Origin of the sequence: Mesorhizobium sp. M6A.T.Cr.TU.014.01.1.1 (genome assembly GCF_004022765.1) — a bacterium.
Classification (GTDB): domain Bacteria; phylum Pseudomonadota; class Alphaproteobacteria; order Rhizobiales; family Rhizobiaceae; genus Mesorhizobium; species Mesorhizobium mediterraneum.
Genome location: NZ_RZPG01000009.1, coordinates 115,990 through 140,321 on the forward strand (window position 1 = coordinate 115,990; position 24,332 = coordinate 140,321).

The following is a 24,332-nucleotide window of genomic DNA, read 5'->3' on the forward strand; positions in this document are numbered from 1 at the left end:
CAGCGCTGTTCGTCCTTTGGACGAAGCGCTGCAAAAGTTCGACAGTGCACGGCCGCGTAGGAGAGTTTCATGGCGCCCAGGGCAAGTTGGAAAGGTTACCTCAAGCTCAGCCTCGTCAGCTGTCCGGTCCGGCTCTATCCGGCGACGAGCGCGAGCGAGCGCATCAGCTTCAACCAGTTGCACAAGAAGACCCACAACCGCATCAACATGAAGCCGGTCGATCCCGAGCTCGGGCTGGTCGAGCGCTCGGACCTCGTCAAGGGCTACGAGTACGAGGACAAGCAGTACATCATCATCGATGATACCGACCTCGACGCGGTGCGCATCGAATCCAATCATACGATGAACATCGAGGCCTTTGTCGACGAGGGCGAGGTCGACGTGATCTATCAGGACGCGCCCTATTATCTGGCACCCGATGGCGCGATGGCCGAGGAAACCTTCGCTGTGCTGCGCGAGGCCATGCGCCAATCCGGCAAGCTGGCGATCGCCCGCCTTGTGCTGTCCAGCCGCGAGCGCGTGGTGACGATCGGCGCGCGCGAGAACGGCATGTTCGTCTGCACCTTGAGGAATCCGAACGAAGTGCGCGGCACGGCTGAATATTTCGGCAACATCCCGGCCGGCAAGCCCGACCCGGAGATGCTGCAGCTCGCCGAAGCGCTGATCAAGCAGAAGGAAACCACCTTCGATCCGAAGAACTATGAGGATCGCTACGAGATCGCGCTGATGGCGATGATCCGCGAGAAGCTCAAGGGCCACAAGCCGATCATTGCGGCCGCCCCCGAGCGCGGCAATGTCATCAACCTGATGGATGCGCTGAAGGCCAGCCTGTCGCAATCGGCCAAGCCGCCGGCCAAGAGCAAGAGCAAGGCCGATGAAGGGGCGAAACCGGCGGCTAAGGGCAAGGCCGCCGCGGCCAAGGAAAACCCGCTCAAGGCCAACCTTCTCAAAGCAGTCGGCAAGAGCAAGGCGTGACGGCTCTCGCCGGCACCGTCTTCGGCAGCATCGGCGCGCTGGCGGCGTTTCCGCTTCGGCTTGCGGCGCGCGAGGTCGAGCGCCAGCAAGGCCAGTTGCGACGCGGCGTCAACAGGCGCACCAGCCATGTGGTGTTCGGACGCATTTATCTCGCCAAGGCCGGGGATGCCGAGATCGAGCGCCGCGTCGCGGCCGAGCGCGCGACCGGCCGTAAGCTGATCAGCGAGAACGGCTTTTTGCGCCTGCTCGGGCTGATGAAGGCGCCGGAGGCCTCGGCCCTGTCGCGGCAGTCGCTTCTCGACCAGTCACGGCTGGCCGCATCCGACCTTGACCTGTTGTCGCTTTTCGACGCCTTCGAGCATGATGGCGAACCCTATTCGTTTCGCGACCTGATCCTCGCCCGCAAATATGCCGGGCTGGTTGCTGGCGGCGCTTCGTGGGGGGCGATCGCGCGCTCCGTGCACCGCTCCGGCCCGGTCGCCTCGCTCACCGCCAAGTCACTCAATGTCGGCTCGCAGCATGGGCGCGCAGACGCGATCTATCTCGAGGGCGGCCAGAGTGAACTGGACGGCCAGCTGCTGTTCGATCTGGGGTCGCCGGATGACGACACGCTGGAAGAATTGTTCGCCGACGCCGAAGCCGCGGAAGAGGCTGAACACCACGAGCAGGCGGCGGCACTCTACCAGCGCTGCCTAGCCATCGACCCGAGCGATGCGATTGCCGCCTTCAACCGCGCCAACTGCCTGCGCGCCGTTGGACGCGCAGCCGAGGCGGCGCATGACTATGCCCGCGCCATCAAATGTGACCCCGGCTTTGTCGAGGCCTGGTTCAATCTGGCCGGGCTGATGACCGAGCAGGGCCGCGACGCCTCGGCGCGGCGGCATCTGCAAAAGGCGATCGCGCTCGATGCCAATTATGCCGATGCGGTGTTCAATCTGGCACGGCTGGAGTTCGACGCCGGCAACCTTGCCGAGGCACGGCGGAACTGGTCGCGCTACCTCGAGCTCGACGCGGATTCCGAATGGGCGCGCATGGCGGCCAAGGGGATACAGTTCGTGGATTTGCAGCTGGCGCAGAAATCGGCGGGGTGAGGCGATGGCGCTCCCTTCTCCCCTTGTGGGAGAAGGTGGATCGGCGCATTGGCGCCGAGACGGATGAGGGGTGCTGGAAGAAATGAGACGTTGGTATTCCGTCCAACACCCCTCATCCGACCGAGCTTCGCTCGGCCACCTTCTTCCACAAGGGGAGAAGGGGTCGTCAACGTTGGAGTTCCAATGACCACCTTCCTCTTCGACGGCCCCGACACCGCCCCCACCACCATCCTGCTCGCCCATGGCGCCGGGGCGCCGATGGATTCGGCCTCGATGACCGCAACGGCAAAAGCGCTGGCCGAGGCCGGCTTCCGCGTCGCGCGCTTTGAATTCCACTACATGGCGGCCCGCCGCTACGGCCACCGCAAGCCGCCGCCGCGCGCCGAGACGGTGAACCCGGAATACATCAAGGCGATCGCCGACCTCAGGGCGAAGGGCGTGAAGGGGCCGCTCATCATCGGCGGCAAGTCGATGGGCGGACGCGTCGCCTCGATGATCGCCGACGAAACGTTCGCCGAAGGCAAGATCGCCGGGCTGCTCTGCCTGGGCTACCCTTTCCATCCGCCGGCCAAGCCGACGCAGTTGCGGACAAAACATCTCGCAGGGCTGAAGACGCCAACACTAATCTGCCAAGGCACACGCGACGAGTTCGGAACGCCGGACGAGGTCGCGACCTACGATCTTTCCGACCGCATCGAGATGCTCTGGCTGGAAGACGGAGACCACGACCTCAAGCCGCGCAAGAGCATCTCCGGCTTCTCCACCGCCGATCATTTGAAGACACTCGCTGATGCGGTGAAGGCGTGGGCCGAGCGCATCGTGCGCTGAAGCAGGCCGATGAAGATCGCCACCTTCAACATCAACAACATCAACAGCCGGCTGCAAAACCTGCTGGCCTGGTTGACTGTCGCCAAGCCTGATGTCGTCTGCCTGCAGGAGCTCAAGGCGAGGGACATGCAGTTTCCGCGCACAGCACTCGCCGCGGCCGGCTATGGCGCGGTGTGGGTGGGGCAGCCGACCTGGAACGGCGTCGCCATACTCGCGCGGGGTTCAGAACCCATTCTGACCCGCGAGGTGCTGCCCGGCGACGAGAGCGACCAGCAGGCCCGCTACATCGAGGCGGCGGTCAACGGCATCGTCGTCGCCTGCCTCTATGCGCCAAACGGCAACCCGCAGCCCGGTCCGAAATTCCAGTACAAGCTCGCCTGGCACGAGCGCCTGAACGCGCATGCGGCGGAATTGTTCGACACCGGGCTGCCGGTGGTGCTGGCCGGCGACTACAACATCGTGCCCGAGCCGCGCGACATCTACCCGACCCGCTCCTATGACGATAACGCGCTGGTGCAGCCGGAAAGCCGCGCCGCCTTCGCGGTGCTGCTAGACCAGGGCTGGACCGACGCGCTGCGCAAGAAGCACCCGAATGAGACGCTCTACACATTCTGGGATTATCGCCGCAACCGCTGGCCGCGCGACGCCGGCCTGCGCCTCGACCACATCCTGCTGTCGAAGAAGCTGGCGCGTCGGCTGACCGGGGCAGAGATCGACCGCGACGTGCGCGGCGAGACCGGCGCCAGCGACCACGCGCCGGTGTGGGTGGAGTTGCGGTGAGGGGGGAGAGCCAATCTCCCTGTGGGGGAGATTGGCTACTATCAGAAGGACATCGACAAGCCCGGCGCTGACCGGCATCATTGCGGGCGAAGCGGATAGCGGCCCGAGGGGAGCCCGATGAACAGGTTTGTCGACAGGCTGCTTGCGGTGCTGCTGCTGGCGATCGGCTTGCTCTGTTTCACACGTGTGTATTTCGCGCTGGGCGGCGAGGGCGCCGGCGAAGGCTTCGCGTCCGTGCGCCTGGCTTTGGTCGGGGCGGCGGGCGTTTGCTCAGGCCTTGCAGCCCTGCTGTTCTGGGCCGGCCTGTTGCCGGGCCGATCGACGCAAGATCCGAAGGTGCCGCTGTTCGGCAGGGGTGCCGAAACGCAACCCGCCGGACGATCACGCCTGCGGAAGATCTTCGTCGTCATTCCGTTCCTTGCCGTACTCGCTTTGGTGGCCGACCAACTCGGCCCCTGGTTGCGACAGCCACAGGACGCCGGCAAAAGCCTGACCGCCGAGCAACCCGCGCCGAGCACGCCGAAGGGCGAAGACGTCGCCAGCGCGGAACCGGTACAGCCGCCGGCTCCTGCCTCGCCATCCGAGGTCGCGCTTGCCCCACCCGCCTCACCGCCGGAGGCTGCTCCAGCCCCGCCACCGCAGACTGTTGCGCCGCTGCCCCAGGCTCCGCCGCCGCAGCCGACGCAGGCGGATGGCCACCGCGAGCCCGTCGTCTGGCTGGCAGTTGCGCCTGACGGGCACTCGATCCTGAGCGCCAGCACCGACCGCACGATCAAGCTCTGGGATATCGACGGCAAGCGCCTGATCCGCACTCTCGGCGTCCACAAGGACATGGCGCGGACAGCGCTTTTCCTGCCCGATGGGGCGCGGGCGCTGACGGCCGGCGACGATGGCGAGATCGTGCTGCGCCAGCTCTCCGATGGCGCTGTGCTGCACGTATTCTCGTCAGGCCAGAACGGTGGCGTCAACAAGCTCGCGATTAGTCCCGACGGCAAACGTGCGGTCAGCGGGCACGACATCGGCAGGGTCATCGTCTGGGATATCGAGAAAGGCTCGGTGCTGCATGTGATGCCGGGGCACAACTGGTCGATCAGCGGGATCGCCGTCTCGCCGGACGGCACACGCGCGATCAGCGGCAGTATCGACGGCACGCTGAAGCTATGGGACATCGACACGGGCAAGCAGCTGCGCAGCTGGCATGGGCACGAGCGCGGCCCTTATGGCGTGGTGTTCATGGCCGACGGCCGCCATGTGATCACCGGCAGCGGCGACTATACGATCAAGCTTTGGGATCTCGACGTCGGTCGCGAAGTCCGCCGCCTCGATGGTCATTCGGGTACGGTCTATGCGCTGGCGCTGTCGACCGACGGCAAGCGGCTGCTCTCCGGCTCGCTCGACGGCACGGCACGGCTGTGGGACGTGGAAACGGGCAACGAGACCGCCCTGTTCGACAGCCGGTCTGGCCCGGTCTACGCGGTGGCGTTCGCCGCCGACGGCACGGTGCTGACCGGCGGCTACGACCGCACCATCCGGGACTGGCCGGCAGGCGGCGGTGAGGCCGTGGTGCTTTTCGCCGGTGCGCCGGATTGAACAGATTCTCGCGGCTCGGATATTTCCAGAAGAAGCAACTTACGCTAATGGTGCCGGTGTCGGCAAATGGATTGGCACGCGTGAACAGTGACGACTGGCCGCTTGAGGCGAACACAACTGTGTCCAGCTTGCCCGCGCCGCGTCGCCGAAGAATTTTTCCCTTCGTCCTACTCTTGTTGGTTGCCTTCGTGCTGTTTTGGCCTGCGCGAAATTACTATGTCCAGTGGTCGGCCGCGCACAAAGGACAGGCGGCACTCCTCGCCAAGGACTACACAGAGGCATTCCGCCAGTGGAAGATAGTGGCCGACGCCGGCAACCCCGATGCGCAGAACAATATTGGTTTGATGTATTGGTTAGGCCAGGGCGTTGCTCGGAATGACGTGCTGGCAGTGAACTTGTGGCGCAAGACCGCAGAGGCAGGAAACCCAAATGGTGCGTCCGGCCTCAGCCAAGCTTATTATTATGGCAGAGGTGTCGGGAAGGACGATCAGTTGGCCTTAATGTGGGCGCGGAAGGCTGCGGATAAGGGGCACGCAAATGGTCAATACATCCTTGGCGGTTTCTATTCAGAAGGCCAGGCGGTGGCGAAGGACGACCGCCGAGCGTTCGAATGGTGGATGAAAGCCGCGGCCAGCGGCCTCGCCGATGCACAATATGCCGTTGGAAGTGCATATGCGTTGGGAAAGGGCGTGGGCAAGGATGACGCACAGGCATTTGCCTGGTTCAGCAAGGCAGGCAATCAAGGTTATCCCATCGCTCAATACGCTGTTGGCCAGACCTATTCACTTGGTTTGGGTGTGCCACAAGATCATGTTCAGGCTGCCGTCTGGTGGCGCAAAGCGTCCGAACAGGCCAACGCCCAGGCGCAGGCCGCGCTTGGCTATGCATATTCAATAGGCAACGGTGTTACCCAAAGCGATGCGGACGCGGCGTCTTGGTGGCTCAAGGCGGCCAACCAGGGAGACGTCAGTTCGCAACTGAACCTGGGGGTTGCCTACTCGAAAGGCGCTGGTGTTAGCCAAAGCAAGGCGGATGCGGTTTGGTGGTGGCTCAAGGCCGCAAAGCAGGGAGATGTCCAGGCTCAGCTCCACGTGGCATACGCCTACGCCAATGGTGAAGGCATTGCCAGAGACGACAAATCAGCGGAATCCTGGTGGCTGGCTGCCGCGAAAATGGGAAATGTCGATGCAGAAGCCAGCCTTGGGATGCTGTACTATCGCGGTATCGATGGACAACCGAACTACAAAGAAGCCGCCAAGTGGTTGCTCAAGGCTTCTTCCCATGGCCATCCTGCTGTCCAGATTTATCTGGATATGATGAAGGAGGATGGTCTGTTGGACACCAAGACACTGTAGGTGAAGATCATATTTGAAACTGTTGCGGACAACAGACGTTTGGCTTTCCCGAAGTGACCGATCTCCACATCGTCGAGGCCTCGATCGAACAGTTGCGGCGGGCGCTGGAGGCCGGCACCGTCACCAGCGTCGAGCTGGTCGGCGCCTGCCTGCGCAGAATTGCGCGTTACGACCGGCATGGGATCACTCTCAATGCCGTTCCCGTGCTCAATCCTAAGATGTTTGAAGAGGCGGCCGCATCTGACCGGCGCCGCCGGAACGGCGCGACGCTTGGTCCGCTGGACGGCATCCCCTACACCGCCAAGGACAGCTACAAAGTGTCCGGCCTGACGGTCGCCGCCGGCTCGCCGGCCTTCGAGCATCTCACGGCCAACGAGGACGCCTTCACCATCGCACAGCTGCGGGCCGGCGGCGCGGTGCTGATCGGGCTCACCAACATGCCGCCGATGGCCAATGGCGGCATGCAGCGCGGCGTCTACGGCCGGGCGGAAAGCCCCTACAACGCCGATTACCTGACCGCCGCCTTCGCGTCCGGCTCATCGAACGGTTCCGGAACCGCGACCGCCGCCAGCTTCGCCGCCTTCGGGCTTGGCGAGGAGACATGGTCGTCCGGCCGGGCGCCGGCGTCGAACAACGCGCTGGTCGCCTACACGCCGTCGCGTGGCGTCATTTCCGTGCGTGGCAACTGGCCGCTGGTGCCGACGATGGACGTGGTGGTGCCGCATACGCGCAGCGTTGCCGATATGCTCGAACTGCTCGACGTGATCGTCGCCGACGACCCGAACACCAGGGGCGATTTCTGGCGTGCGCAGCCCTGGGTGGCATTGCCGAAGAGCTCGGCCGTGCGGCCGCCGCGCTACGCCGGACTCGAGCCGGACGGGGCGCTGCAAGGCATGCGGCTCGGCGTTCCTCGCATGTATATCGGCCGCGACACGGAGGTTGACGTTCCGATCCAGACCCGCGCGTCGGTGCTCAAGCTGTGGGAGCAGGCGGCAGCGGATTTGCGACGGCTCGGCGCGGATGTGGTCGAGGTCGATTTTCCCGTCGTCTCCAACTACGAGCGCGACCGGCCGGGCACAAAAAACATGGTCGATCGTGGGCTGGTTCAGGAAGAATTCGCCGAGCGCGAGATATGGGACCTATGCATTTCGGCTTGGGACGATTTCCTGCGCGCCAATGCGGACCCTGCCATCCCCGATCTCGCCTCGGTCGACGGCGCAAAAATCTTTCCTCAGCCGCCGGGCACGCTGCCGGACCGCTATGACGACAGTTTCGATCTGGCGGAATATGTCGAGCGGGCCATGCGCGGCGTCACGCCGTTCCAGGCCATTCCCGAGTTAGAGCGCGGCCTAAAAGGCCTCGAGGCGACGCGGCGGATCGATTTCGAGGACTGGCTCGACGCGCAGGGGCTCGATGCGGTGGTGTTTCCCGCCGTCGCCGATGTCGGGCCGGCCGACGCGGATGTCAACGAGGCGTCCGCGGCACTTGCGTGGCGCAACGGGGCCTGGGTCGCCAACGGCAATCTTGTGCCGCGCCACCTGGGTATTCCGACCGTCACCGTGCCGATGGGCACGATGGCCGATATCGGCATGCCGGTCGGCCTCACCTTCGCCGGGAAGGCTTATGAGGACACGAAACTGCTTCGGCTGGCTGGCGACTTCGAGCACGCTGGCCAGCGCCGCACCCGGCCGCCGCGCACGCCGGAATTGGCCGACGATGTCTTTGCCGCCCGGCATGGCGACATCACGACCAATGATGTGCCGCTGACCATCACGCTTGCCGCCGAGGCGCGGCATGCGGGTGGCCAGGACGAGATAACAATCACGCTTGATGTGCATGGCGAGGCCGGAGCCGAGACCAGCGTGAAAATCCATGTCAACGGCGAGCCTGTCGCCATGCAGCGGACCGGCGCGCGCTTCACCGGGCGTGCGGTCGTACCGGCTGCCACGCACCAGACGATCCACAGCGTCTGGCGCGGCTCGTACGGCTCAATCGTCACCGCCGTCGTGCGTCTTGAGGACGGACGCGTCGCCGGCGCCTATGCGGTGACGGGAGGGATTGGGTAACATCGCGCTTCGGCTGGTGCCACGGCATCCAGCGCAGCGTCTGCGGCCAGTCTTTCAATCCGCGTCAATCCGGCTTGCAGGGGTCGGCCTTGGCCGCAGCGGTCTTGTCGCCTTCCTGCTGCGCCTCGGCATCCTGCTGCGAAGTGGCTAGGTTTTTATCCCCACCGCCTTCCTGGTTGGCAAGCGGCATGGTGTTGGCATCCTTGCTGGCCGGGCCGCCCTCGACCCTGTTACCGGCATTCGCGTCAGTTTCGAGGGGCGCACGCGTTGCGTCTTTTGCGATGCCTGATTGAGCTTCGATCGATGCGGTCGTCTCATGGCAAGTGGCGCTTGCCGTGCCGGCGGTCAGGCCGATCATAGAGGTGGCGAGCAAAATAGCGGTTAGCGTCTTCATCTCTCATCCTCCTTTCGGTTTGAGCCTATCTTTCTAAACTGCCGGCGGTATCCAAGGTTCCGCTAATTCAGTTCGAACTCGATCTGAACGCTCAGCGGATCGTTCCGGCATCTATCTGGCCGGCATCTATCTGGCGACGTATTCCCCTTGATTTGCGGGCTTCCGCAGGCGCGGCCTATCGCGTATTGGCGCGGGAGATCCCTTGAGCGCGCGTGGAAGCATGATTCGACTGGAAAGCATCAGCAAACAGAACGGAAGGCAGATCGTCTTCGTCGAAGCCTCTGCCTCCCTGCAGAAGGGCGAGAAGGTCGGGCTGGTCGGCCCCAACGGCGCCGGCAAGACGACGCTGTTTCGCATGATCAACGGTGAGGAGCAGCCCGACGAGGGCCAAGTCTCGGTCGATCGTGGTGTCACTATCGGCTATTTCAGCCAGGATGTCGGCGACATGGAAGGCCGTAGCGCTGTCGCCGAAGTGATGGACGGCGCCGGGCCTGTGAGCGAAGTGGCGGCCGAGATGCGTGAGCTCGAAGCCGCCATGGGCGACCCGGAGCGATCAGGTGAAATGGACGCCATCATCGCCCGCTATGGCGACCTGCAGGCGCGCTTCGAGGAGCTCGACGGCTACGCGCTGGATGGCCGCGCCCGCGAGGTGCTGGATGGCCTCGGCTTCAGCCAGGAGATGATGGACGGTGACGTCGGAAAACTTTCCGGCGGCTGGAAGATGCGCGTGGCGCTGGCCAGGATCCTGCTGATGCGGCCCGACGCCATGCTACTCGACGAGCCGAGCAACCATCTCGACCTGGAAAGCCTGATCTGGCTGGAGCAGTTTTTGAAAGGTTACGACGGCGCGCTGCTGATGACCTCGCACGACCGCGAGTTCATGAACCGCATCGTCAACAAGGTGGTGGAGATCGATGGCGGCTCGCTGACCGCTTACTCCGGCAATTACGAATTCTACCAGCAGCAGCGGGCGATCGCCGACCGGCAGCAGCAGGCGCAGTTCGAGCGCCAGCAGGCGATGCTGGCCAAGGAGATCGCCTTCATCGAGCGTTTCAAGGCGCGCGCTTCGCATGCCGCCCAGGTGCAGAGCCGGGTGAAGAAGCTGGAGAAGATCGACCGCGTCGAGCCGCCCAAGCGCCGCCAGAAGGTGTCGTTCGATTTCCAGCCGGCGCCGCGCTGCGGCGAGGACGTGGTGACGTTGAAGAACATCCACAAAAGCTATGGCAGTCGCTCGATCTATGAGGGGCTGGATTTCCAGGTGCGCCGCCGCGAGCGCTGGTGCGTGATGGGCATCAATGGCGCCGGCAAGTCGACGCTCTTGAAGCTGGTGGCCGGCGCTTCCGAGCCAGACAATGGCACGGTGGCGCGCGGGCCCAGCGTCAAGATGGGCTATTTCGCCCAGCACGCCATGGAAGTGCTGGAGGGCGAGCGCACTGTGTTCCAGACGCTGGAGGACGCGTTTCCGCAGGCCGGCCAGGCGCCGCTCAGGGCGCTTGCCGGCTGCTTCGGCTTTTCCGGCGACGAGATCGAGAAGAAATGCCGGGTGCTGTCGGGCGGCGAGAAGGCGCGGCTGGTGATGGCCTTGATGCTGTTCGACCCGCCCAACCTTCTGGTGCTGGACGAGCCAACCAACCACCTCGACATCGCCACCAAGGAGATGCTGATCACGGCGCTGTCGCAGTATGAGGGCACGATGCTGTTCGTCTCGCACGACCGCCATTTCCTCGCCGCGCTGTCGAACCGGGTGCTGGAGCTGACGCCCGACGGCATTCATACCTATGGCGGCGGCTATACGGAGTATGTCGAGAGGACAGGGCAGGAAGCGCCGGGGCTGAGGAGCTGAGGCGCAGGCCCGACGCTGCCGCTCACCGTCACTCAAACCCTCGATTCCGGAGAGAAAGCCACCGGCTGCTCAGCCGCGTATCACAATTTCGCGCAGCGGATCGCCGCCGTCGATGAACAGCCGGCCTTGCGCCGTCAACGCGGCCTCAAGCCGTTGCAGGGCGATTTTTCCTGCCTCGGGATGACGCCCGTCCAGTGCGCCGACGCGCACCGCAACGGCAATGTCGAAGGGCTTCTCGTCCGCCTCTAGGTTGAAGTCCTCGATAGCGACCTGACGAAGGCTCAGCCGGCCCGCTGCAATCTCGGCGCGCGAGGCGGCCCTGGCCTGCGCGATGGCCTTGGCCGAGCGGTCGATCGCCAGCACGTGGCCGTCGCCAATCCGGCGTGCGATCTCGCGCGCCGCAGCACCCGGTCCGCAGCCGATCTCGAGCACCCGCATGCCCTGCCGCAAAGGCAGCGCATCGACGATCGCCAAAAGCCTTGGCGACAAGTCGTTCGCCATTCCTCTTCTCCAGCCTTTCCCTGAGCCGAGATTAGCGACCATGGCTGGCGACGGGAAGGCCGACACCTGAGGGGACATCGTCGATGTGTTCACCGCCGGTGGGCGAGGCCCCTTGATCGATATCGAAAAGGCCGACGATCGGTCGACTTTCTCAACTGCCGCGACAGGAACAGTGGGGGGCACTTAAAGCAGGGCTTCCCGGACCAAGCCCGGAGCGGCCCGGCGTCGTTGGCCTGAGGGGGGGACTGGCGCCGAGCCTAACCGGTTGGGGGGTAGATGACCGGCCAATTTAGATACATACGCTCAAGCTAATGTAAGCGCAAGCTAATGTTATGAGTTAGCGATTTCCAGCGGTTGTTTCTGATCGGCCGTGCGCTCGAACCGGGTGCTGAACTGACGCCCGGGACATCCACACCTATGACAGCCCCTGTCCCGAACGCTTTGGCAGGAGCTGCCGGACTTGCAGGACTGATGCGCAGAGCGGAGGCGCTGGAGGCGTCTTGGTGGTCGGCTTGACCATTCAGGAGGCCGGCGACATTGTGGATGGCGAGTTGCTGTTCGCCAGTCCATAACGGTCGTGTGGGAATGGATTTTCGCAACGCCATCGATGAATCGCTGGCCTGGGCCAGCCGATGGTTCGACTACGCCGTCACGCCGTGGTTCTTCTATCAGGCTGCCATCATCGTCGTGCTCTTCCTCGTCGCGAAGCTTGCGGCGCAGCGCATCGAACCGCTCGTGGAGAACCGGGCACGCCAGATAAAGGGCCATCCCGGACTGTTGAGGGTCGTGGTTGCCCTGTTGCGGCGCACCGACTGGATCCTGTTCACGGTCTTCCTGCTTGCCGCGCTCTTTCTCATGCGCGCCGTCACCTGGCCAAGCCGGAGCCATTTCATCACTATCGCGCTCTCGCTTTCCCTCGCGTGGCTGTTCGCGTCGGTGCTGTCGCGCATCATCCGCAACCGCTTTGTCGCGCGGGCTCTCGCCTGGCTGACCTGGATCTATGCGGCCCTTGTCATCCTCGGCATCGATGACGAGGCCGCGGCTTTCCTGGACAGCCTCGCAATACCGTTGGGCGCGGTTCGCCTTTCGGCGCTCATCGTGCTGAAAGCGGCGCTGCTGCTGATCGCCACGGTTTGGCTGGCGGTGATCGTCGGCAAGTATATCGATGAGCGCGTCCGCATCTCCGAAGAGCTGACACCCTCGATCCGCGTCCTCGTCGGCAAGGTCGCAAAGATCGGCCTTGTGCTGGTGGCAGGTGCCGTCGCCCTGTCTTCCGTCGGTCTCGACCTGACGGCTCTGACGATATTCTCCGGTGCCGTCGGCGTCGGCCTGGCTTTCGGGCTGCAAAAGGTCGTTTCAAATTTCGTCTCCGGCATGATCATCCTTCTCGACAAGTCGATCAAACCGGGCGACACCATTTCGCTCGAAGGCACCTTTGGCTGGGTACGCGAATTGCGGGCGCGATTTGTCTCGGTGGTGACGCGCGACGGCCGCGAATACCTGATCCCGAACGAAGACTTCATCACCCAAAGGGTCATCAACTGGTCGTTCAGCGATAACCTTGTGCGGCTCGACGTCAATTTCGGGGTCTCTTACGATGCCGACCCGCATAAGGTCAGTGAACTGGCGATAGCGGCCGCCACGAGCGTCGGCCGGGTCGAAGCGGGCCGGCGGCCGGTCTGCTGGCTCACGGACTTCGGCGACTCCTCGCTCAATTTCGTCCTGCGCTTCTGGATCCACGATCCTCAGCAAGGCCTGACCAACGTGCGCGGAAGGGTGCTGCTGGCGCTGTGGGACACCTTTAGGGAAAACGGCATAGACATCCCCTATCCGCATCGCGAGATCATCATGAAGCCGGACGGGCGCGTTGGGACATCACGCGGGCGCTGATGGGGCAGGGTGCAGCAGGGTCGCGGCGCCGAAGCTGAGAGCGGCCTTTTCGTCCGTGCCATCGCAACGCCGCTTATTCCCTTCAAGCCTCGGCTCCAATGCTGTATCCAGCCCCGAATTCAAGGAGCCCCTCGATGACCTCACATCTCGCCGACGCCAGCATGGTTGTCGATGCAGCCGGCATGCCGGCCGATGACGACGCCGCGTGGCAGGACGATGTTCGCGCGGGCGTGCGGCATGTGCGCGATCTGGATTCGCTGCCACTGTCGCCAGCCGAGCGCGCGGCGGCCCAAGCCGCGGCCACGCGCCACAAGGTACGCATCCCAAAAGCCTATCTCGACCTGATCGACTGGAGCGACCCCGCCGATCCCATCCGGGCGCAGGTCATCCCGTCGCCCGAAGAACTGGCCGAGCAGGAAGGCGAGCTCGACGATCCGATCGCCGACCATGCCTTCAGTCCGGTGCCGAGATTGACGCATCGCCATGCCGACCGGGTTCTTTTGTTCCCGACCTATCAATGCGCGGTCTATTGCCGGTTCTGCTTTCGTAAGGAATCGCTGACGTCGATCGGCCGTGGTTATACGCGCGAGGCGCTGGAGCCGGCCTTCGCCTATATCGAGGCCCATCCCGAAATCCGCGAGGTGATCCTGACCGGCGGCGACCCGCTGTCGCTGCCGGACAAGGCGCTGGCCGAAATTCACGCCCGCATCGAGGCGGTTCCGCATGTGCGGCTCTTACGCATCCACACGCGCGTGCCCGTCGCTCTGCCCTCGCGTGTCACACCAGGGCTGGTTCGCTCTCTGCAGGGCCGGCTGATGGTCACGGTCGTCACCCATTTCAACCACGCGCGTGAAATCACTGATGCCGCCGAGCAGGCCTGCCGCACGTTGCGGCAGGCTGGCTTCGTGCTGCTCAACCAGAGCGTTCTGCTGAAAGGCGTCAATGACACGGTCGAGGTGCTGGAGGAGCTGTGCCGCGAGCTGATGTATCGCCTCGGCGTCAAACCCTATTACCTGCACCACGGCGATCTCGCGCGCGGCATGGCGCATCGGCGCACGACGATCGCCGAGGGCCAGGCGCTGGCCAGCGCCTTGCGCGCGCGCCTGTCGGGCATCTGCAACCCCGTCTATGTGCTGGACCTGCCGGATGGCGGAGGCAAGGTGCCGCTTGGCCCGTCCTATGTCGAGGCGCAGGACGGTGAGAGCTGGCGGATTCGCGGGCAGGATGGGGAGGTGAGGGCGTACATGGAGATTGTCGGCGATCTTTGAAAGCTTGGGTTCCTCGCCCCGTAAAGCGGGGAGAGGTGTCTCGGCGAAGCCGAGACGGAGAGGGTTTCCCCTGAGCGCGGAAGCTCCTGCCGTTGCGCCTGGTTGGAACCGGATCCAATGCCCTCGCATTTTAGAGATGAGGGGCAAAGGAGCGCAGGGTGAAAGCTCTATCGGCGGTACTTGGTGGCTTCGTACTGACGCTTGCGGTTTTCGCCAGCGGGTTGGCCTTCGCTGTCTGGATTCTTGCCGCCGAGCCGGTGCGGCAAGCCGCCCCGACCTCGAGCGTCGCCGAACTGTGGCCGAAGGAACCGCGGAAGGTAGACCCTGCTTCGCAGCGTCTTGAGCGTCTTCCCGCCCGCCCAGTTGATCACAGCTCGAAACCTGCCGATGCCGCGGCTTCGGCGCCCATCGTTACCGGCTCTATCCAGCCGCAAACGGACGAGCAGCAGACGGGCGAACAGCAGGCGGTGCCTGCCGGCCATGCAGAATGGTGCGCAAGCCGCTACCGCTCCTACAGGCCAAGCGACGACCACTACACGTCCTACAGCGGAGAGCAGCGCCCCTGCATCTCGCCCTATCTCGATGCGGGCGCTGCCGACCGCACCGCACAGCCTCCCGACGATGGCGCCAGCTATGTCGAAGCGAGCGACACGTTGCCAATGGATGGTTACGTTCCGTCGCAGGAAGCCGGCGCCGCCTGGCTTCCGCCCGACCACGTGCAATATTGCTTCAGCCGCTATCGCTCCTATCGGCCGGAAGACAACAGCTATCAGCCTTACTCCGGCGGCCCGCGCAGGCAGTGCGAGTAGGCAGGGCGGGCTGGCGGCCGCAGTGCATGGCGCCTTGTGCGACCCCACCCAACGATCACGCAGATTTCTTGGATCGTTCGGGTTGGCGCGGCGTTCATCCGATACCCAAAGGAGGAATCAACATGGGCGACGACCGGGAAGACAAGATTCGTGAGCGCGCATACCAGATCTGGGAACGTGAAGGCCGCATCCATGGCGATCCCGAGCGGCACTGGCACCGGGCCGAGGCCGAGATCGACAGGGAGGCAGCCCTGCCGCTGACGGCAGGCGATGCTCTGCCGGAAACCCGCGAGGTCGCGAGTTCCGACGTCTTGACGGTGGAGGCCCTGGCGATACGCACCGGCATATCGGGCGAACAGGCGCAGGAGCTGATCGACAGGCTGGGCAACGACCGAGCGGCGATCGAGCAAGCCGCGCGCAACCTCAAGGGGAAGCAGCAGCTCGGGGAGTGACAGGGATCAGAAAACTCAAAGACGGAAAATACCGCCTCTATTCGCGCAAGAAGGACGAAAAGACCGGCAAGCGCCGCAATCTCGGTACCTTCGATACCCGCGAGGCCGCCGAGAAGCACGAACGCGAGGTGCAGTATTTCAAGAGGCATTGAGGCGGTGGCCGGTGCCCGCCCGCCAGTCGCGCGGCATGCCGGGCGGAACCTGAATCCAGCCCGCAACAAGCCGTCGCGAAGCCATTGCCGCTCCCACAGGCCAAGGGACGACCACTACACGTCCTACAGCGGAGAGCAGCGCCCCTGCATCTCGCCCTATCTCGATGCGGGCGCTGCGCCGACCGCGCCGCACAGCCTCCCGACGATGGCGCCAGCTATGTCGAGGCGAGCGACACGCTGCCAATGGATGGCTACGTTCCGTCGCAGGAAGCCGGCGCCGCCTGGCTTCCGCCCGATCACGTGCAATATTTCTTCAGCCGCTACCGCTCCTATCGCCCGGAAGACAACAGCTATCAGCCCTATTCAGGCGGCCCGCGGAGGCAGTGCGAGTGTGAGCGGCGCCTCGCGCGTCTTCAAACACGTGCTGGACCTTCCGGAAGGCGGAGGGAAGGTGCCGCTCCGGTCCGTCCCATGTCGAGATGCAGGAGGAGAGCTGGCGCTTTCGGGGTTTGATGGTCGGGCATATACGGAGATTGTTGGGGATTTCTTGAAAGCCTGGGTTCCTCGGCTCTGAGCAGTGTCAATATAAGTATTGACAGATCGATCGGGCCTCTCTGTATATATATACATTGACGATTTGATTATTGCGTCAATATACGAGTTTGCAATGAGCGTTAAACAGGCTGTTCGGGAGCAGTACCAGGCGACGGTGAATCTCGCCCAGGGCGGCAATATTCATATACCCCCGGAAGGTTGGATCCGTACGGTGCGCAAGGCGCTCGGCATGTCTGGCGCGCAGCTTGCGCGGCGGATGGGGGTGACGCGCGCCCGCATCGCGCAGGCGGAACGGGCCGAGCTCAATGGCGGCATCACGCTGAAGTCCATGCAGGCCACCGCCGAAGCCATGGGCTGCCGCTTCGTCTATGCCTTCGAGCCACCCGATGACATCGAGAACGTCGTCATCGCGCAGGCTCGAAAAAAGGCGAGGGCGATCGTCGGCGTGGCAGGCAGGCACATGGCAATGGAGGACCAGACCGTGTCGGACCGCCGGACGGAGCGGGAAGTATCGCGCCTCATGCGCGAGCTTATGTACGAAATGCCGCTCGATTTCTGGCAGGACAAGTGACATTAGGCATGGCGGTCAAGCTCGGCAGCTTCGAGGCTCGGATTGTCAGAAACGGACCTTTAGGCTCCTTGGCGAAGCGGACTCTTGAACGCAGGACCCAGGCACGATTCCGCGTTGCAGCCTTCCGCATGCCGTAATCACTTGCGGCCGAGGAGTATGAAACGTGCGGTGCCCCCCCGCCGCAGCGACAGCCTTCGCTATTCCTTCTTGTCGACCAGCGCCCGTAGTGCCGAGACGTCATGCAGCAATAACCTGCTGCCGCGCTTTTCGATCAGGCCTCTCTTGGCGAGGTCGCTCATTTCGCGCGAGACCGCTTCCCTGTGCGTGCTCATCGTTGCCGCCAGCTCGGAATGCGTCGGTGCCGGGCTTATGGACACCTCGCCGTCCACGAGTGCGGCTTTCTCCGCCCGATGCAGGAGCTCGACGATCAGCCGTTTTCGCACGACCAGAGTGCTGTATTCGAATACCCGCTCGGTCATGCGCCGGAGCTGGGCAGACAGATGCTCAAGCAGCACCCAGGCAAAAGTCGGGTGGGTCATCACGATATCCCGGAATGCTGTGCCGGACAGCCGTGCAGCGCGGGTTGCCTCCAGTGCGACTACGCTGGCAGAGCGTGCAATCCCGTCAATGCCTCCGAGCTCCCCGAAAATGTCACCCGGTTCGACATCGCGATACGCTATCTCCCTGCCGTCCGCTGAAACCAGTGTCACGCGAGCCCGTCCTTCGAGCAGGAAGAAGACATCGCGACCAGTGTCGCCGTGGGAAATGATTAGCTCGTTGTGTCGATAGCTGCGCTCGTGCCACCGTTTGGTCAGCGCGGCGAGGTCGGCATCGCAAAGTCTTGAGATGAAGGCCAGAGAGCCTGTCACAACGGTCTCTTGTTCAATCAAGTGTACTTCACCTTACTCCCTATCCAAGGAAATTTGATGGCCGCAGGCCCCGCTTTCCGGGATGCAAACTGGGAGCGGATTTCGCCAATGTTTTCCCGGTGTGGGAATTCCCACAGCCGAGCCTGGTTCGACTGTCATATCCTTGTTGCAACGTCAGGCCCGCCGGCTCGTGTGCAAGCCGGCGAAGGGAAAGGGAACAGTCATGAAACTCTTGGCTCCCGTCACAAAATTTGCTGCGGGGTTTCGCAAATTCGTCGCGCCGCGCTACCGCCCGGAGCTTTATTACATGCGTGGCCCGGGGCCAGCCACCGCGCGCCGTATGGGCACGCCGCGGCAAAACCAATCCATCGACCACTACGCCTAACTTGCCTCGCGGACGGCTGACGCTCTCGCCCGGAGTGCCGTTCGCGCCGTTCCGTACCGGTCAATTCATATCAATGAAGGGGACGATCTGATCATGGTTATAATTCATGCTGCCGCCATTGGTCCATTTCGCAGGTGGTTACGCCTCCGCGCCGAGCGAAAAGCTCTCTTGTCGGCAACGGACCAGTTGAGCCGTTTACCCGATGACGTTCTTGGCGACATCCGCATCTCACGTGACGAAATCATGTGCGCATTGCGAAGCCGCGCATGCGGAGGCAGGCGCGGCCGGCACGACGATCGAGCGCACTAGGATCGCTTCGGCCTCGATCCCGAAACGGTTGGCCGCCGGCAGTGGCTACGCCTCGGCCGAGATCCCCTTTGGCTGGTCCACGCGCGATCGAGCCTTACATCGCGGCTTCGACAAGCAGCGGCGCGCGGACGGGACCTTCGAACGGCACTACACCTGCGACCCCAAGGACGCTCGGCACCGTGCTGATCGCAATCAGTCCGGCTTCATTGTCGGCTTCTGACGCTCAGGACCTCGCGTTCGCTCACGCTGACATGCCAATCAAACAGCTGAATGACGTCTATTTGGATTGCGAACGGGGAGGCCGCCGGTGCGCTGGGGACGGAAGACGTGATGTACTGTTCGATGCGCGAGTTCCGACTAGGCGCGCGATAGCAGTTTGCGCATAATCAACGATGCATGGCCTTCTGTACCGTGCGACGCGGTCCTGCGATCGACCACTTCGAACCATGTTTGCGGTAAAAGGCCATTGCCCGGTCGTTTCCCTCGAGCACTTCGAGTGCGATGCTGGGGATGCCGGAATGGGCGGCATGACGTCGCCGGCTTCATTCATCTTAGCCATCGCGTAGCCGGCAATCGAGCCGTCTGGCCGTTCTGCCACGAACGACATTTTGTTGGTGTCTGTCAGTTCCGCCGCAATCCGCTGCAGCGTGTGATCTTCATCCGAAATCCGGGCCGCGGTCTCGGCACCCATGATTGGCGAGTACGTCCTGCGCCAAGACTCTCCAATGAGCCGCGATACCGACGGCACGTCCTGCTCAGTCATGGCTCTGATTTGCGTCATCGATAACGTCCCCTGCCGGTCAATTATAGCGTTGCCGGACGGGCCGCTCAAATTCGGAGCGGCGGCCTACCGCCGCTTCATCGCATGGGGGTCACGCCGTTCCCTTGCACCTACCATCAGGCATGGTCCGCAGGTCGACTCCTACCGATGAGCTAACGTCCGCTCTGGAGAAGCACCGCGAATGTCTGAACATGGCGCTAAGCCGACCTTCGAACGGCACGATTGAACACGCGCCCTGCTACCGTCATCTCTGAGCGCTTAACGCGTCGCCCGGCGCGCTCCCTCCATCGCATCAAGCCGTTCCTGCAGATGCCCATTCAGCACGATCATCTCCTTGAGCGCCTTCACCGCATCGCCCTTGTGCTGGGCGATGAACTTGTCGGCGATGGCCTGAAGGGCGGCCGCCTGGCGGCTGTCCAGCGTCACGATGTGGTCCATGGCGATGCCTCCAACAGTTTCTGTTCAAATTGAACAAAACGGGAACAAAAATGTCAAGGGCGAATTGACTCCGCGAGGAATGCCTTCCTATTTGTCAGTAGGTGGGGCGGTTGCTCACAAATTCAGGAGAGCCGCGATGGGTAGACGAAAAAGCCGGTTTGACAGGCTGTCGACGAGGGATGCGGAGGCGATCATCAGGGACGCCCTGAGCCTGCGCAAGACGGTGCTTTCGTCGCAATTGAATCTGAAGGCACATGGCGAGCTGTATTGGCAGCTTTGCGGGCTTGTCGAAAAATTGCATGAGGTGATGGCCAGCCTAGCGGAGAAGGAGCCCGATTTCCGGATGCCGAATCTTGGGCTGCTCCCGCTTCCCGAGGATTACCTGACTCGGAAATGAGCCATGGCCGGGCCGATGGACAGCGTTGGACGTGCCGCGAAGGCCAACATGCTGCTGATCGTGGAGTGCGGCCACTGCTACCATGTCGGGCGCTTCAGGGCGAACGATGTCGCGCAGGTGGTGGGCTGGAACAAGCCGCTGGAGACCATCAAGTTCAAGTGCAAACGATGCAGCCGGAAGGATACTACAGTGCGCACCCAGTTCATCGACCAGGACCATCCGCCGAAGGGCTACATCTGGACGTTGCAGAAGTTCAAGCTTTAGAACAGCGACCCCTGCACCGGCGCCTGTGGCGCCTGCGGCGGAAACTTGATCTGCGTCGCCGGCTTCTCGACGATCACCAGCGCGTCGTCCGGTGCCGTGCGCTGCAGGTGCCTGGCCTCCGACCATGGCGCGGTCAGCCAAGTCTCGGTTTCCTCCTGCGTGGTCAGGATCACCGGCATCGCTTTCTCGTGGATCGGCGCGATCAGGGCGTTTGGCTTGGTGGTCAGAAAACCGTAGAGCTCGAAGTCGCCGGGGCCGTCCTTGACCTTGCGCACGCCTTGCCAACGCGTCCACAGGCCGGCGAAGAAGAACAGCGGCCGCTCCTCGGTCAGCGCGAACCAGTAGTTCCTCTGGATACCGGTATCCGGGTCCTTGTCGCCCGGCGTCGGGCTCGGTTCGGCGAAGCTGGTGAGCGGCACCACGCAGCGGTTCTCGACGCCGAGATATTGCTGCCAGTGGCCGTATTGCGGGTTGCGGATGTTGGTGGTGCCGTAGTCGGCCTTGCCCTTCACCCGCTCAATCGGCGTCGGCATGCCCCACAGCAGGTTGGCCAGCTCGCGCGTCCCGTCCGGCGCGTTGCGCACCACCGGGCCGGGCTGGTTGGGGTAGATGTCGATGGAAGGTTCGAGATTGCCAAGAATGTCGCGCAGGGCGCGGGTCCACTGGCGGATCGCCTCCTGGCTGGTGGTGATGTTGTAGAGGTTGCACATGTCGAACCCTCTGGGATGTCCAGGCATCTTGTGGGAAAGGGCAGGGAATTTCCAGCGCTGTCGCGCGGCTGCTGACACGCTACCCCAGCCACCACGACAGCGCCGCGATCACCGCCGCCACACCGGCGATCGACCGCGCCGGAAGAAGACTACCGTGCGCAGCGGCGAACCACGGGCTCCGCTCACGCAACGCACGCCGATTCCGCGCGTTCTACCCATTAGGAGGAGCATGGCGACGGCCGGTCTCATGCGCTCACAGTTGGAGGCAAACCATGATGTCAAAGTTCAAAGAAGCCCTTGAGCGCGGGAAGGAAGCCCGTGAGCAAGAGGAGAAGGTCCGCAGCGAGAAGGCCGAGGTGGTGGACTTCGGCGCACAAGCCAGGGCCTGGCTAAACGACGTCGTGGTTGCGTCGTTGCAAGCGGCCCAAGCCGACGTGACGGGCGAGGTGACTGTCGACATAGACACCGCGCCAAGCCACCAAGCCAAAGCGTCAACACCGTCTATTCGGTTCCAAGTCTACAGGAAGCGGGGCATGGAGGAGGAGGTAATCAGAAGGACGTTCACGGTCGACGTTCATCTGAGTGGGGAAGTCTCAGTCTCTTCGCCCGGGATCGTGGCGAGAGAGGTGGGAAACATAGGGGATAGGTCTGACGAGCGGTTCTCTAGCTTGCTAGCGGAACTGATCGAGGAGGCAGCGAAGGACACTTAGCCAGCAAGGTGTCGAGGAAAGGGCAGGCAATTTCCAGCGCTGTCCGCAAGGCTGCTGACACCGCCAAGTCTGTCAGTAACAGCTTTCCAGATGCCGCAAACACCCCCTCCGTTAACCTTTCGTTAACCATGGCTGGCTAGCGTTTACCTATCAGTAAGGAATCGCTGTCCGTGACCTTCGCCGCCCCCGTCGAGACCAAATCCATTCGCTTTCGCGCCCGCTCGTTCGTCGCCTTCACGCTGACGCCGGAGGCGCCGCTTTCGGAATGGCTGGAAAGCCTCGATCGTTGGATCGGCAACTCGCCGGGTTACTTTGCAGGCCGGCCGGTGGTGCTCAATCTCAACACGTTGAAGCCGGAGGTCGGACAGATCGCAGCGCTGGTTGCTAAGCTGGGCCTGCGCGGCATCCGCATCTACGCCATCGAGCTCGACGGCAACACCGCACTTGAGGCCAATCTGCCGCCCGTGCTGATCGGCGCCAAGGAGGCCACCGCCGGGCTGCTCATGCAGGCCGACAGCAAGGGCAGGCCGGAAGAGACGGGCAAGGCGGAAGAGGCCGGCAGGGCGGAACAGGGCAAGCAGCCAGAAGACAGGCAGCCGGAAGCGCCGGCCACGCTGATGGTGAAGACGCCGATCCGCTCGGGCCAGTCGGTCTTTCATGCGCATGGCGATGTCATCGTGCTGGGCTCCGTCGCCTCCGGGTCCGAGATCGTCGCCGCCGGCTCCATCCATGTCTACGGCACGCTGCGCGGGCGGGCCTCGGCCGGTGTGCTCGGCCATTCGGCGGCGCGCATCTTCTGCCGAAAAAACGAGGCCGAGCTGCTGTCAGTCGACGGCTGGTATTGCACCGCCGAGGAGATGGAGCCGTCCTTGCGCGGAAAAGCGGTCCAGGCCTTTCTCGAAAAAGACACGCTGCGCATCGCGCCTTTCAGCTAATGCATGCCGACCAAAGGAACGCAGCGGCTTTAGGAAACATTTACGAAAACAATGACTTAAGCGCATCGCATAAATCAGACGCTTAACAATACCAACAACAATAATGGAGGCATATATGGGCAAGGTAGTGGTGGTCACCTCAGGCAAAGGGGGCGTCGGCAAGACGACCTCGACGGCCGCCCTTGGTGCCGCGGTCGCGAGAACCGGCAAGAAGGTGGCCCTGGTCGACTTCGACGTCGGTCTGAGGAATCTCGACCTGATCATGGGCGCCGAGCGGCGGGTCGTGTTCGACCTGGTCAACGTCATCCAGGGAACGGCCAAGCTCTCGCAGGCGCTGATCCGCGACAAGCGGGTCGAGACGCTGTTCCTGCTGCCGGCCTCGCAGACGCGCGACAAGGATGCGCTGACCGAGGAGGGCGTCGGCGAGGTGATCGACAAGCTGCGCTCGGTGTTCGACTATGTCTTCTGCGACAGCCCGGCCGGCATCGAGCGCGGCGCGCAGCTTGCCATGCGCTTTGCCGACGAGGCGGTCATCGTCACCAACCCGGAAGTCAGCTCGGTGCGCGATTCCGATCGCATCATCGGCCTGCTCGATGCGAGAACCGTGAAGGCCGAGCGGGGCGAGCAGATCGCCAAGCATGTGCTGGTGACGCGGTATGATGCCGCCCGCGCGGCGCGCGGCGAAATGCTCTCGATCGACGACGTTCTGGAGATCCTGTCGACGCCGCTCCTGGGCATCATTCCCGAGAGCCAGGACGTGCTCAGGGCTTCCAACCTCGGTTCGCCGGTCACGCTCAGCGATCCCACCAATTCCGCCGCCCGCGCCTATATCGAGGCGGCCAAACGGCTCGAAGGCGAGGAGCTGCCGGTCGTCGTGCCGTTCGAGCGCAAGGGCTTTCTCGACCGGCTTTTTGGAAGGAGGGCAGCATGAACCTGTTGGACCTTTTCAAGCGGCGCGGCAGCGCGCCGGTGGCGCGCGAGCGGCTGCAGGTGCTGCTCGCCTATGAGCGCCGCAGCCGCAGCCAGCCCGATCTCGTCTCCATCTTGCGCGAGGAGATCATGGCCGTCATCGCCAGGCATGTGCAGATCGACCAGGATTATCTGCAGGTCTCGATGGAGCGCGGCGAGACGATGTCGACGCTGGATATCGACATCCAGATTCCCAACAAGAGCGCAAGGCCATTGGCGATGTCGGCCTGAACGGCAGTGTTGCGCCTGTAGTAATTTTTGACGCCGGCGGGACAGTACCCCCCTCTGTCCTGCCGGACATCTCCCCCTCAAGGGGGGAGATCAGCAGCCTCAGCGCTCCGCTCACCTCTGCAACGCTTGAGATTGGCGAAAGCGGCTGAGCGCGCAATCTCCCCCCTTGAGGGGGAGATGTCCGGTAGGACAGAGGGGGGCGCTGTCCCGCCAG

Annotated in this window: 27 protein-coding genes and 1 pseudogene; 23 read left to right on the plus strand and 5 right to left on the minus strand. The window is 63.4% G+C overall.

The genetic code is table 11. The annotated features are described in order from the left end of the window. The first annotated feature begins 69 nt into the window (after nucleotides 1-69). From EN885_RS12420 to EN885_RS12450, 7 genes are all read left to right on the plus strand, one after another. The gene (locus EN885_RS12420; protein ID WP_128243062.1) at nucleotides 70-975 is read left to right on the plus strand and encodes a Ku protein; all 906 of its coding nucleotides are present in this window, start codon (nucleotides 70-72) and stop codon (nucleotides 973-975) included. Further along, nucleotides 972-2,066 carry a tetratricopeptide repeat protein gene (locus EN885_RS12425; protein ID WP_128243061.1) on the plus strand — a complete coding sequence of 365 codons (1,095 nt, stop codon included), beginning with the start codon at nucleotides 972-974 and terminating at the stop codon, nucleotides 2,064-2,066. The genes EN885_RS12420 and EN885_RS12425 overlap by 4 nt, the downstream gene beginning before the upstream one ends. A 183-nt stretch (nucleotides 2,067-2,249) precedes the next feature. After that, on the plus strand, nucleotides 2,250-2,894 hold the full coding sequence (locus EN885_RS12430; RefSeq protein ID WP_128243060.1) for an alpha/beta fold hydrolase: 645 nt from the start codon (nucleotides 2,250-2,252) through the stop codon (nucleotides 2,892-2,894). A gap of 9 nt (nucleotides 2,895-2,903) precedes the next feature. Continuing rightward, nucleotides 2,904-3,674, plus strand: a complete 771-nt coding sequence (locus tag EN885_RS12435) for an exodeoxyribonuclease III (RefSeq protein WP_128243059.1) — start codon at nucleotides 2,904-2,906, stop codon at nucleotides 3,672-3,674. 117 nt (nucleotides 3,675-3,791) lie between these two features. After that, entirely contained in the window at nucleotides 3,792-5,264 is a 1,473-nt protein-coding gene (locus EN885_RS12440; RefSeq protein ID WP_128335182.1) for a WD40 repeat domain-containing protein, read from the plus strand. Then, on the plus strand, nucleotides 5,261-6,619 hold the full coding sequence (locus EN885_RS12445) for a tetratricopeptide repeat protein (RefSeq protein ID WP_128243058.1): 1,359 nt from the start codon (nucleotides 5,261-5,263) through the stop codon (nucleotides 6,617-6,619). Before EN885_RS12440 ends, EN885_RS12445 begins: the two co-directional genes overlap by 4 nt. A 53-nt stretch (nucleotides 6,620-6,672) precedes the next feature. Further along, nucleotides 6,673-8,685: an amidase gene (locus EN885_RS12450; RefSeq protein WP_128243057.1), complete on the plus strand. Its 2,013-nt coding sequence runs from the start codon at nucleotides 6,673-6,675 to the stop codon at nucleotides 8,683-8,685. Nucleotides 8,686-8,749: 64 nt separating this feature from the next. On the opposite strand, the gene EN885_RS12455 is transcribed toward EN885_RS12450, so the two are convergent. Beyond that, nucleotides 8,750-9,079 (minus strand): hypothetical protein, encoded by a 330-nt coding sequence (locus tag EN885_RS12455; protein ID WP_128243056.1) that lies wholly within the window; start codon nucleotides 9,077-9,079, stop codon nucleotides 8,750-8,752. A 220-nt stretch (nucleotides 9,080-9,299) separates the two neighbouring features. Between EN885_RS12455 and EN885_RS12460 the strand changes: the two genes are divergently transcribed. After that, nucleotides 9,300-10,922 (plus strand): ABC-F family ATP-binding cassette domain-containing protein, encoded by a 1,623-nt coding sequence (locus EN885_RS12460; protein WP_128243139.1) that lies wholly within the window; start codon nucleotides 9,300-9,302, stop codon nucleotides 10,920-10,922. Nucleotides 10,923-10,991: 69 nt separating this feature from the next. Here EN885_RS12460 and EN885_RS12465 read toward each other — a convergent pair whose 3' ends face one another. Continuing rightward, nucleotides 10,992-11,423 (minus strand): methyltransferase domain-containing protein, encoded by a 432-nt coding sequence (locus EN885_RS12465; protein ID WP_095482732.1) that lies wholly within the window; start codon nucleotides 11,421-11,423, stop codon nucleotides 10,992-10,994. A gap of 585 nt (nucleotides 11,424-12,008) precedes the next feature. On the opposite strand from EN885_RS12465, the gene EN885_RS12470 reads away from it, so the two are divergent. The 7 genes and pseudogenes from EN885_RS12470 to EN885_RS12500 all read left to right on the plus strand — a co-directional run bounded on the left by EN885_RS12470 (nucleotide 12,009) and on the right by EN885_RS12500 (nucleotide 17,120). Further along, nucleotides 12,009-13,313, plus strand: a complete 1,305-nt coding sequence (locus EN885_RS12470) for a mechanosensitive ion channel domain-containing protein (protein ID WP_128243055.1) — start codon at nucleotides 12,009-12,011, stop codon at nucleotides 13,311-13,313. A 161-nt stretch (nucleotides 13,314-13,474) separates the two neighbouring features. Beyond that, nucleotides 13,475-14,581, plus strand: coding sequence for a KamA family radical SAM protein (locus EN885_RS12475; RefSeq protein WP_128243138.1), 1,107 nt, complete (start codon nucleotides 13,475-13,477; stop codon nucleotides 14,579-14,581). Nucleotides 14,582-14,739: 158 nt separating this feature from the next. Then, nucleotides 14,740-15,390: a BA14K family protein gene (locus EN885_RS12480; RefSeq protein ID WP_128243054.1), complete on the plus strand. Its 651-nt coding sequence runs from the start codon at nucleotides 14,740-14,742 to the stop codon at nucleotides 15,388-15,390. Between the two features lie 122 nt (nucleotides 15,391-15,512). Beyond that, a complete protein-coding gene (locus EN885_RS12485) occupies nucleotides 15,513-15,842 on the plus strand; it encodes a DUF2934 domain-containing protein (protein ID WP_128243053.1) in 330 nt (109 codons plus the stop codon). Beyond that, nucleotides 15,839-15,994, plus strand: coding sequence for a hypothetical protein (locus EN885_RS12490; protein ID WP_128243052.1), 156 nt, complete (start codon nucleotides 15,839-15,841; stop codon nucleotides 15,992-15,994). The genes EN885_RS12485 and EN885_RS12490 overlap by 4 nt, the downstream gene beginning before the upstream one ends. 285 nt (nucleotides 15,995-16,279) lie before the next feature. Further along, nucleotides 16,280-16,381, plus strand: a pseudogene (locus EN885_RS34205) (BA14K family protein); the annotation flags it as partial. 280 nt (nucleotides 16,382-16,661) lie between these two features. Continuing rightward, nucleotides 16,662-17,120 (plus strand): mobile mystery protein A, encoded by a 459-nt coding sequence (locus EN885_RS12500; protein WP_095482728.1) that lies wholly within the window; start codon nucleotides 16,662-16,664, stop codon nucleotides 17,118-17,120. A 197-nt stretch (nucleotides 17,121-17,317) separates the two neighbouring features. Here EN885_RS12500 and EN885_RS12505 read toward each other — a convergent pair whose 3' ends face one another. Continuing rightward, nucleotides 17,318-17,989 carry a Crp/Fnr family transcriptional regulator gene (locus tag EN885_RS12505; RefSeq protein ID WP_095482857.1) on the minus strand — a complete coding sequence of 224 codons (672 nt, stop codon included), beginning with the start codon at nucleotides 17,987-17,989 and terminating at the stop codon, nucleotides 17,318-17,320. A 223-nt stretch (nucleotides 17,990-18,212) separates the two neighbouring features. On the opposite strand from EN885_RS12505, the gene EN885_RS33570 reads away from it, so the two are divergent. Beyond that, nucleotides 18,213-18,374 carry a hypothetical protein gene (locus EN885_RS33570; RefSeq protein ID WP_164897831.1) on the plus strand — a complete coding sequence of 54 codons (162 nt, stop codon included), beginning with the start codon at nucleotides 18,213-18,215 and terminating at the stop codon, nucleotides 18,372-18,374. Nucleotides 18,375-18,606: 232 nt separating this feature from the next. Further along, nucleotides 18,607-18,903 (plus strand): hypothetical protein, encoded by a 297-nt coding sequence (locus EN885_RS12510; RefSeq protein ID WP_128243051.1) that lies wholly within the window; start codon nucleotides 18,607-18,609, stop codon nucleotides 18,901-18,903. A gap of 819 nt (nucleotides 18,904-19,722) precedes the next feature. On the opposite strand, the gene EN885_RS12520 is transcribed toward EN885_RS12510, so the two are convergent. Beyond that, on the minus strand, nucleotides 19,723-19,902 hold the full coding sequence (locus EN885_RS12520; protein WP_095482725.1) for a hypothetical protein: 180 nt from the start codon (nucleotides 19,900-19,902) through the stop codon (nucleotides 19,723-19,725). Here EN885_RS12520 and EN885_RS12525 point away from each other — a divergent pair. After that, a complete protein-coding gene (locus EN885_RS12525) occupies nucleotides 19,901-20,299 on the plus strand; it encodes a hypothetical protein (protein WP_128243050.1) in 399 nt (132 codons plus the stop codon). The genes EN885_RS12520 and EN885_RS12525 overlap by 2 nt on opposite strands. A 3-nt stretch (nucleotides 20,300-20,302) precedes the next feature. Next, entirely contained in the window at nucleotides 20,303-20,563 is a 261-nt protein-coding gene (locus tag EN885_RS12530) for a hypothetical protein (protein WP_127293582.1), read from the plus strand. Here the strand turns inward: EN885_RS12530 and EN885_RS12535 are convergent. Beyond that, entirely contained in the window at nucleotides 20,560-21,273 is a 714-nt protein-coding gene (locus EN885_RS12535) for an SOS response-associated peptidase (RefSeq protein WP_127293580.1), read from the minus strand. The two genes, EN885_RS12530 and EN885_RS12535, sit on opposite strands and share 4 nt — an antisense overlap. A 272-nt stretch (nucleotides 21,274-21,545) precedes the next feature. Between EN885_RS12535 and EN885_RS12540 the strand changes: the two genes are divergently transcribed. From EN885_RS12540 to minE, 4 genes are all read left to right on the plus strand, one after another. Then, on the plus strand, nucleotides 21,546-21,983 hold the full coding sequence (locus tag EN885_RS12540) for a hypothetical protein (RefSeq protein ID WP_127293578.1): 438 nt from the start codon (nucleotides 21,546-21,548) through the stop codon (nucleotides 21,981-21,983). Nucleotides 21,984-22,153: 170 nt separating this feature from the next. Next, nucleotides 22,154-22,918: a septum site-determining protein MinC gene (gene minC, locus EN885_RS12545; protein ID WP_128243049.1), complete on the plus strand. Its 765-nt coding sequence runs from the start codon at nucleotides 22,154-22,156 to the stop codon at nucleotides 22,916-22,918. A gap of 115 nt (nucleotides 22,919-23,033) precedes the next feature. After that, the gene (minD, locus tag EN885_RS12550) at nucleotides 23,034-23,849 is read left to right on the plus strand and encodes a septum site-determining protein MinD (RefSeq protein WP_095482856.1); all 816 of its coding nucleotides are present in this window, start codon (nucleotides 23,034-23,036) and stop codon (nucleotides 23,847-23,849) included. After that, on the plus strand, nucleotides 23,846-24,118 hold the full coding sequence (gene minE / locus EN885_RS12555) for a cell division topological specificity factor MinE (protein WP_095482719.1): 273 nt from the start codon (nucleotides 23,846-23,848) through the stop codon (nucleotides 24,116-24,118). Before minD ends, minE begins: the two co-directional genes overlap by 4 nt. Nucleotides 24,119-24,332: the final 214 nt, after the last annotated feature.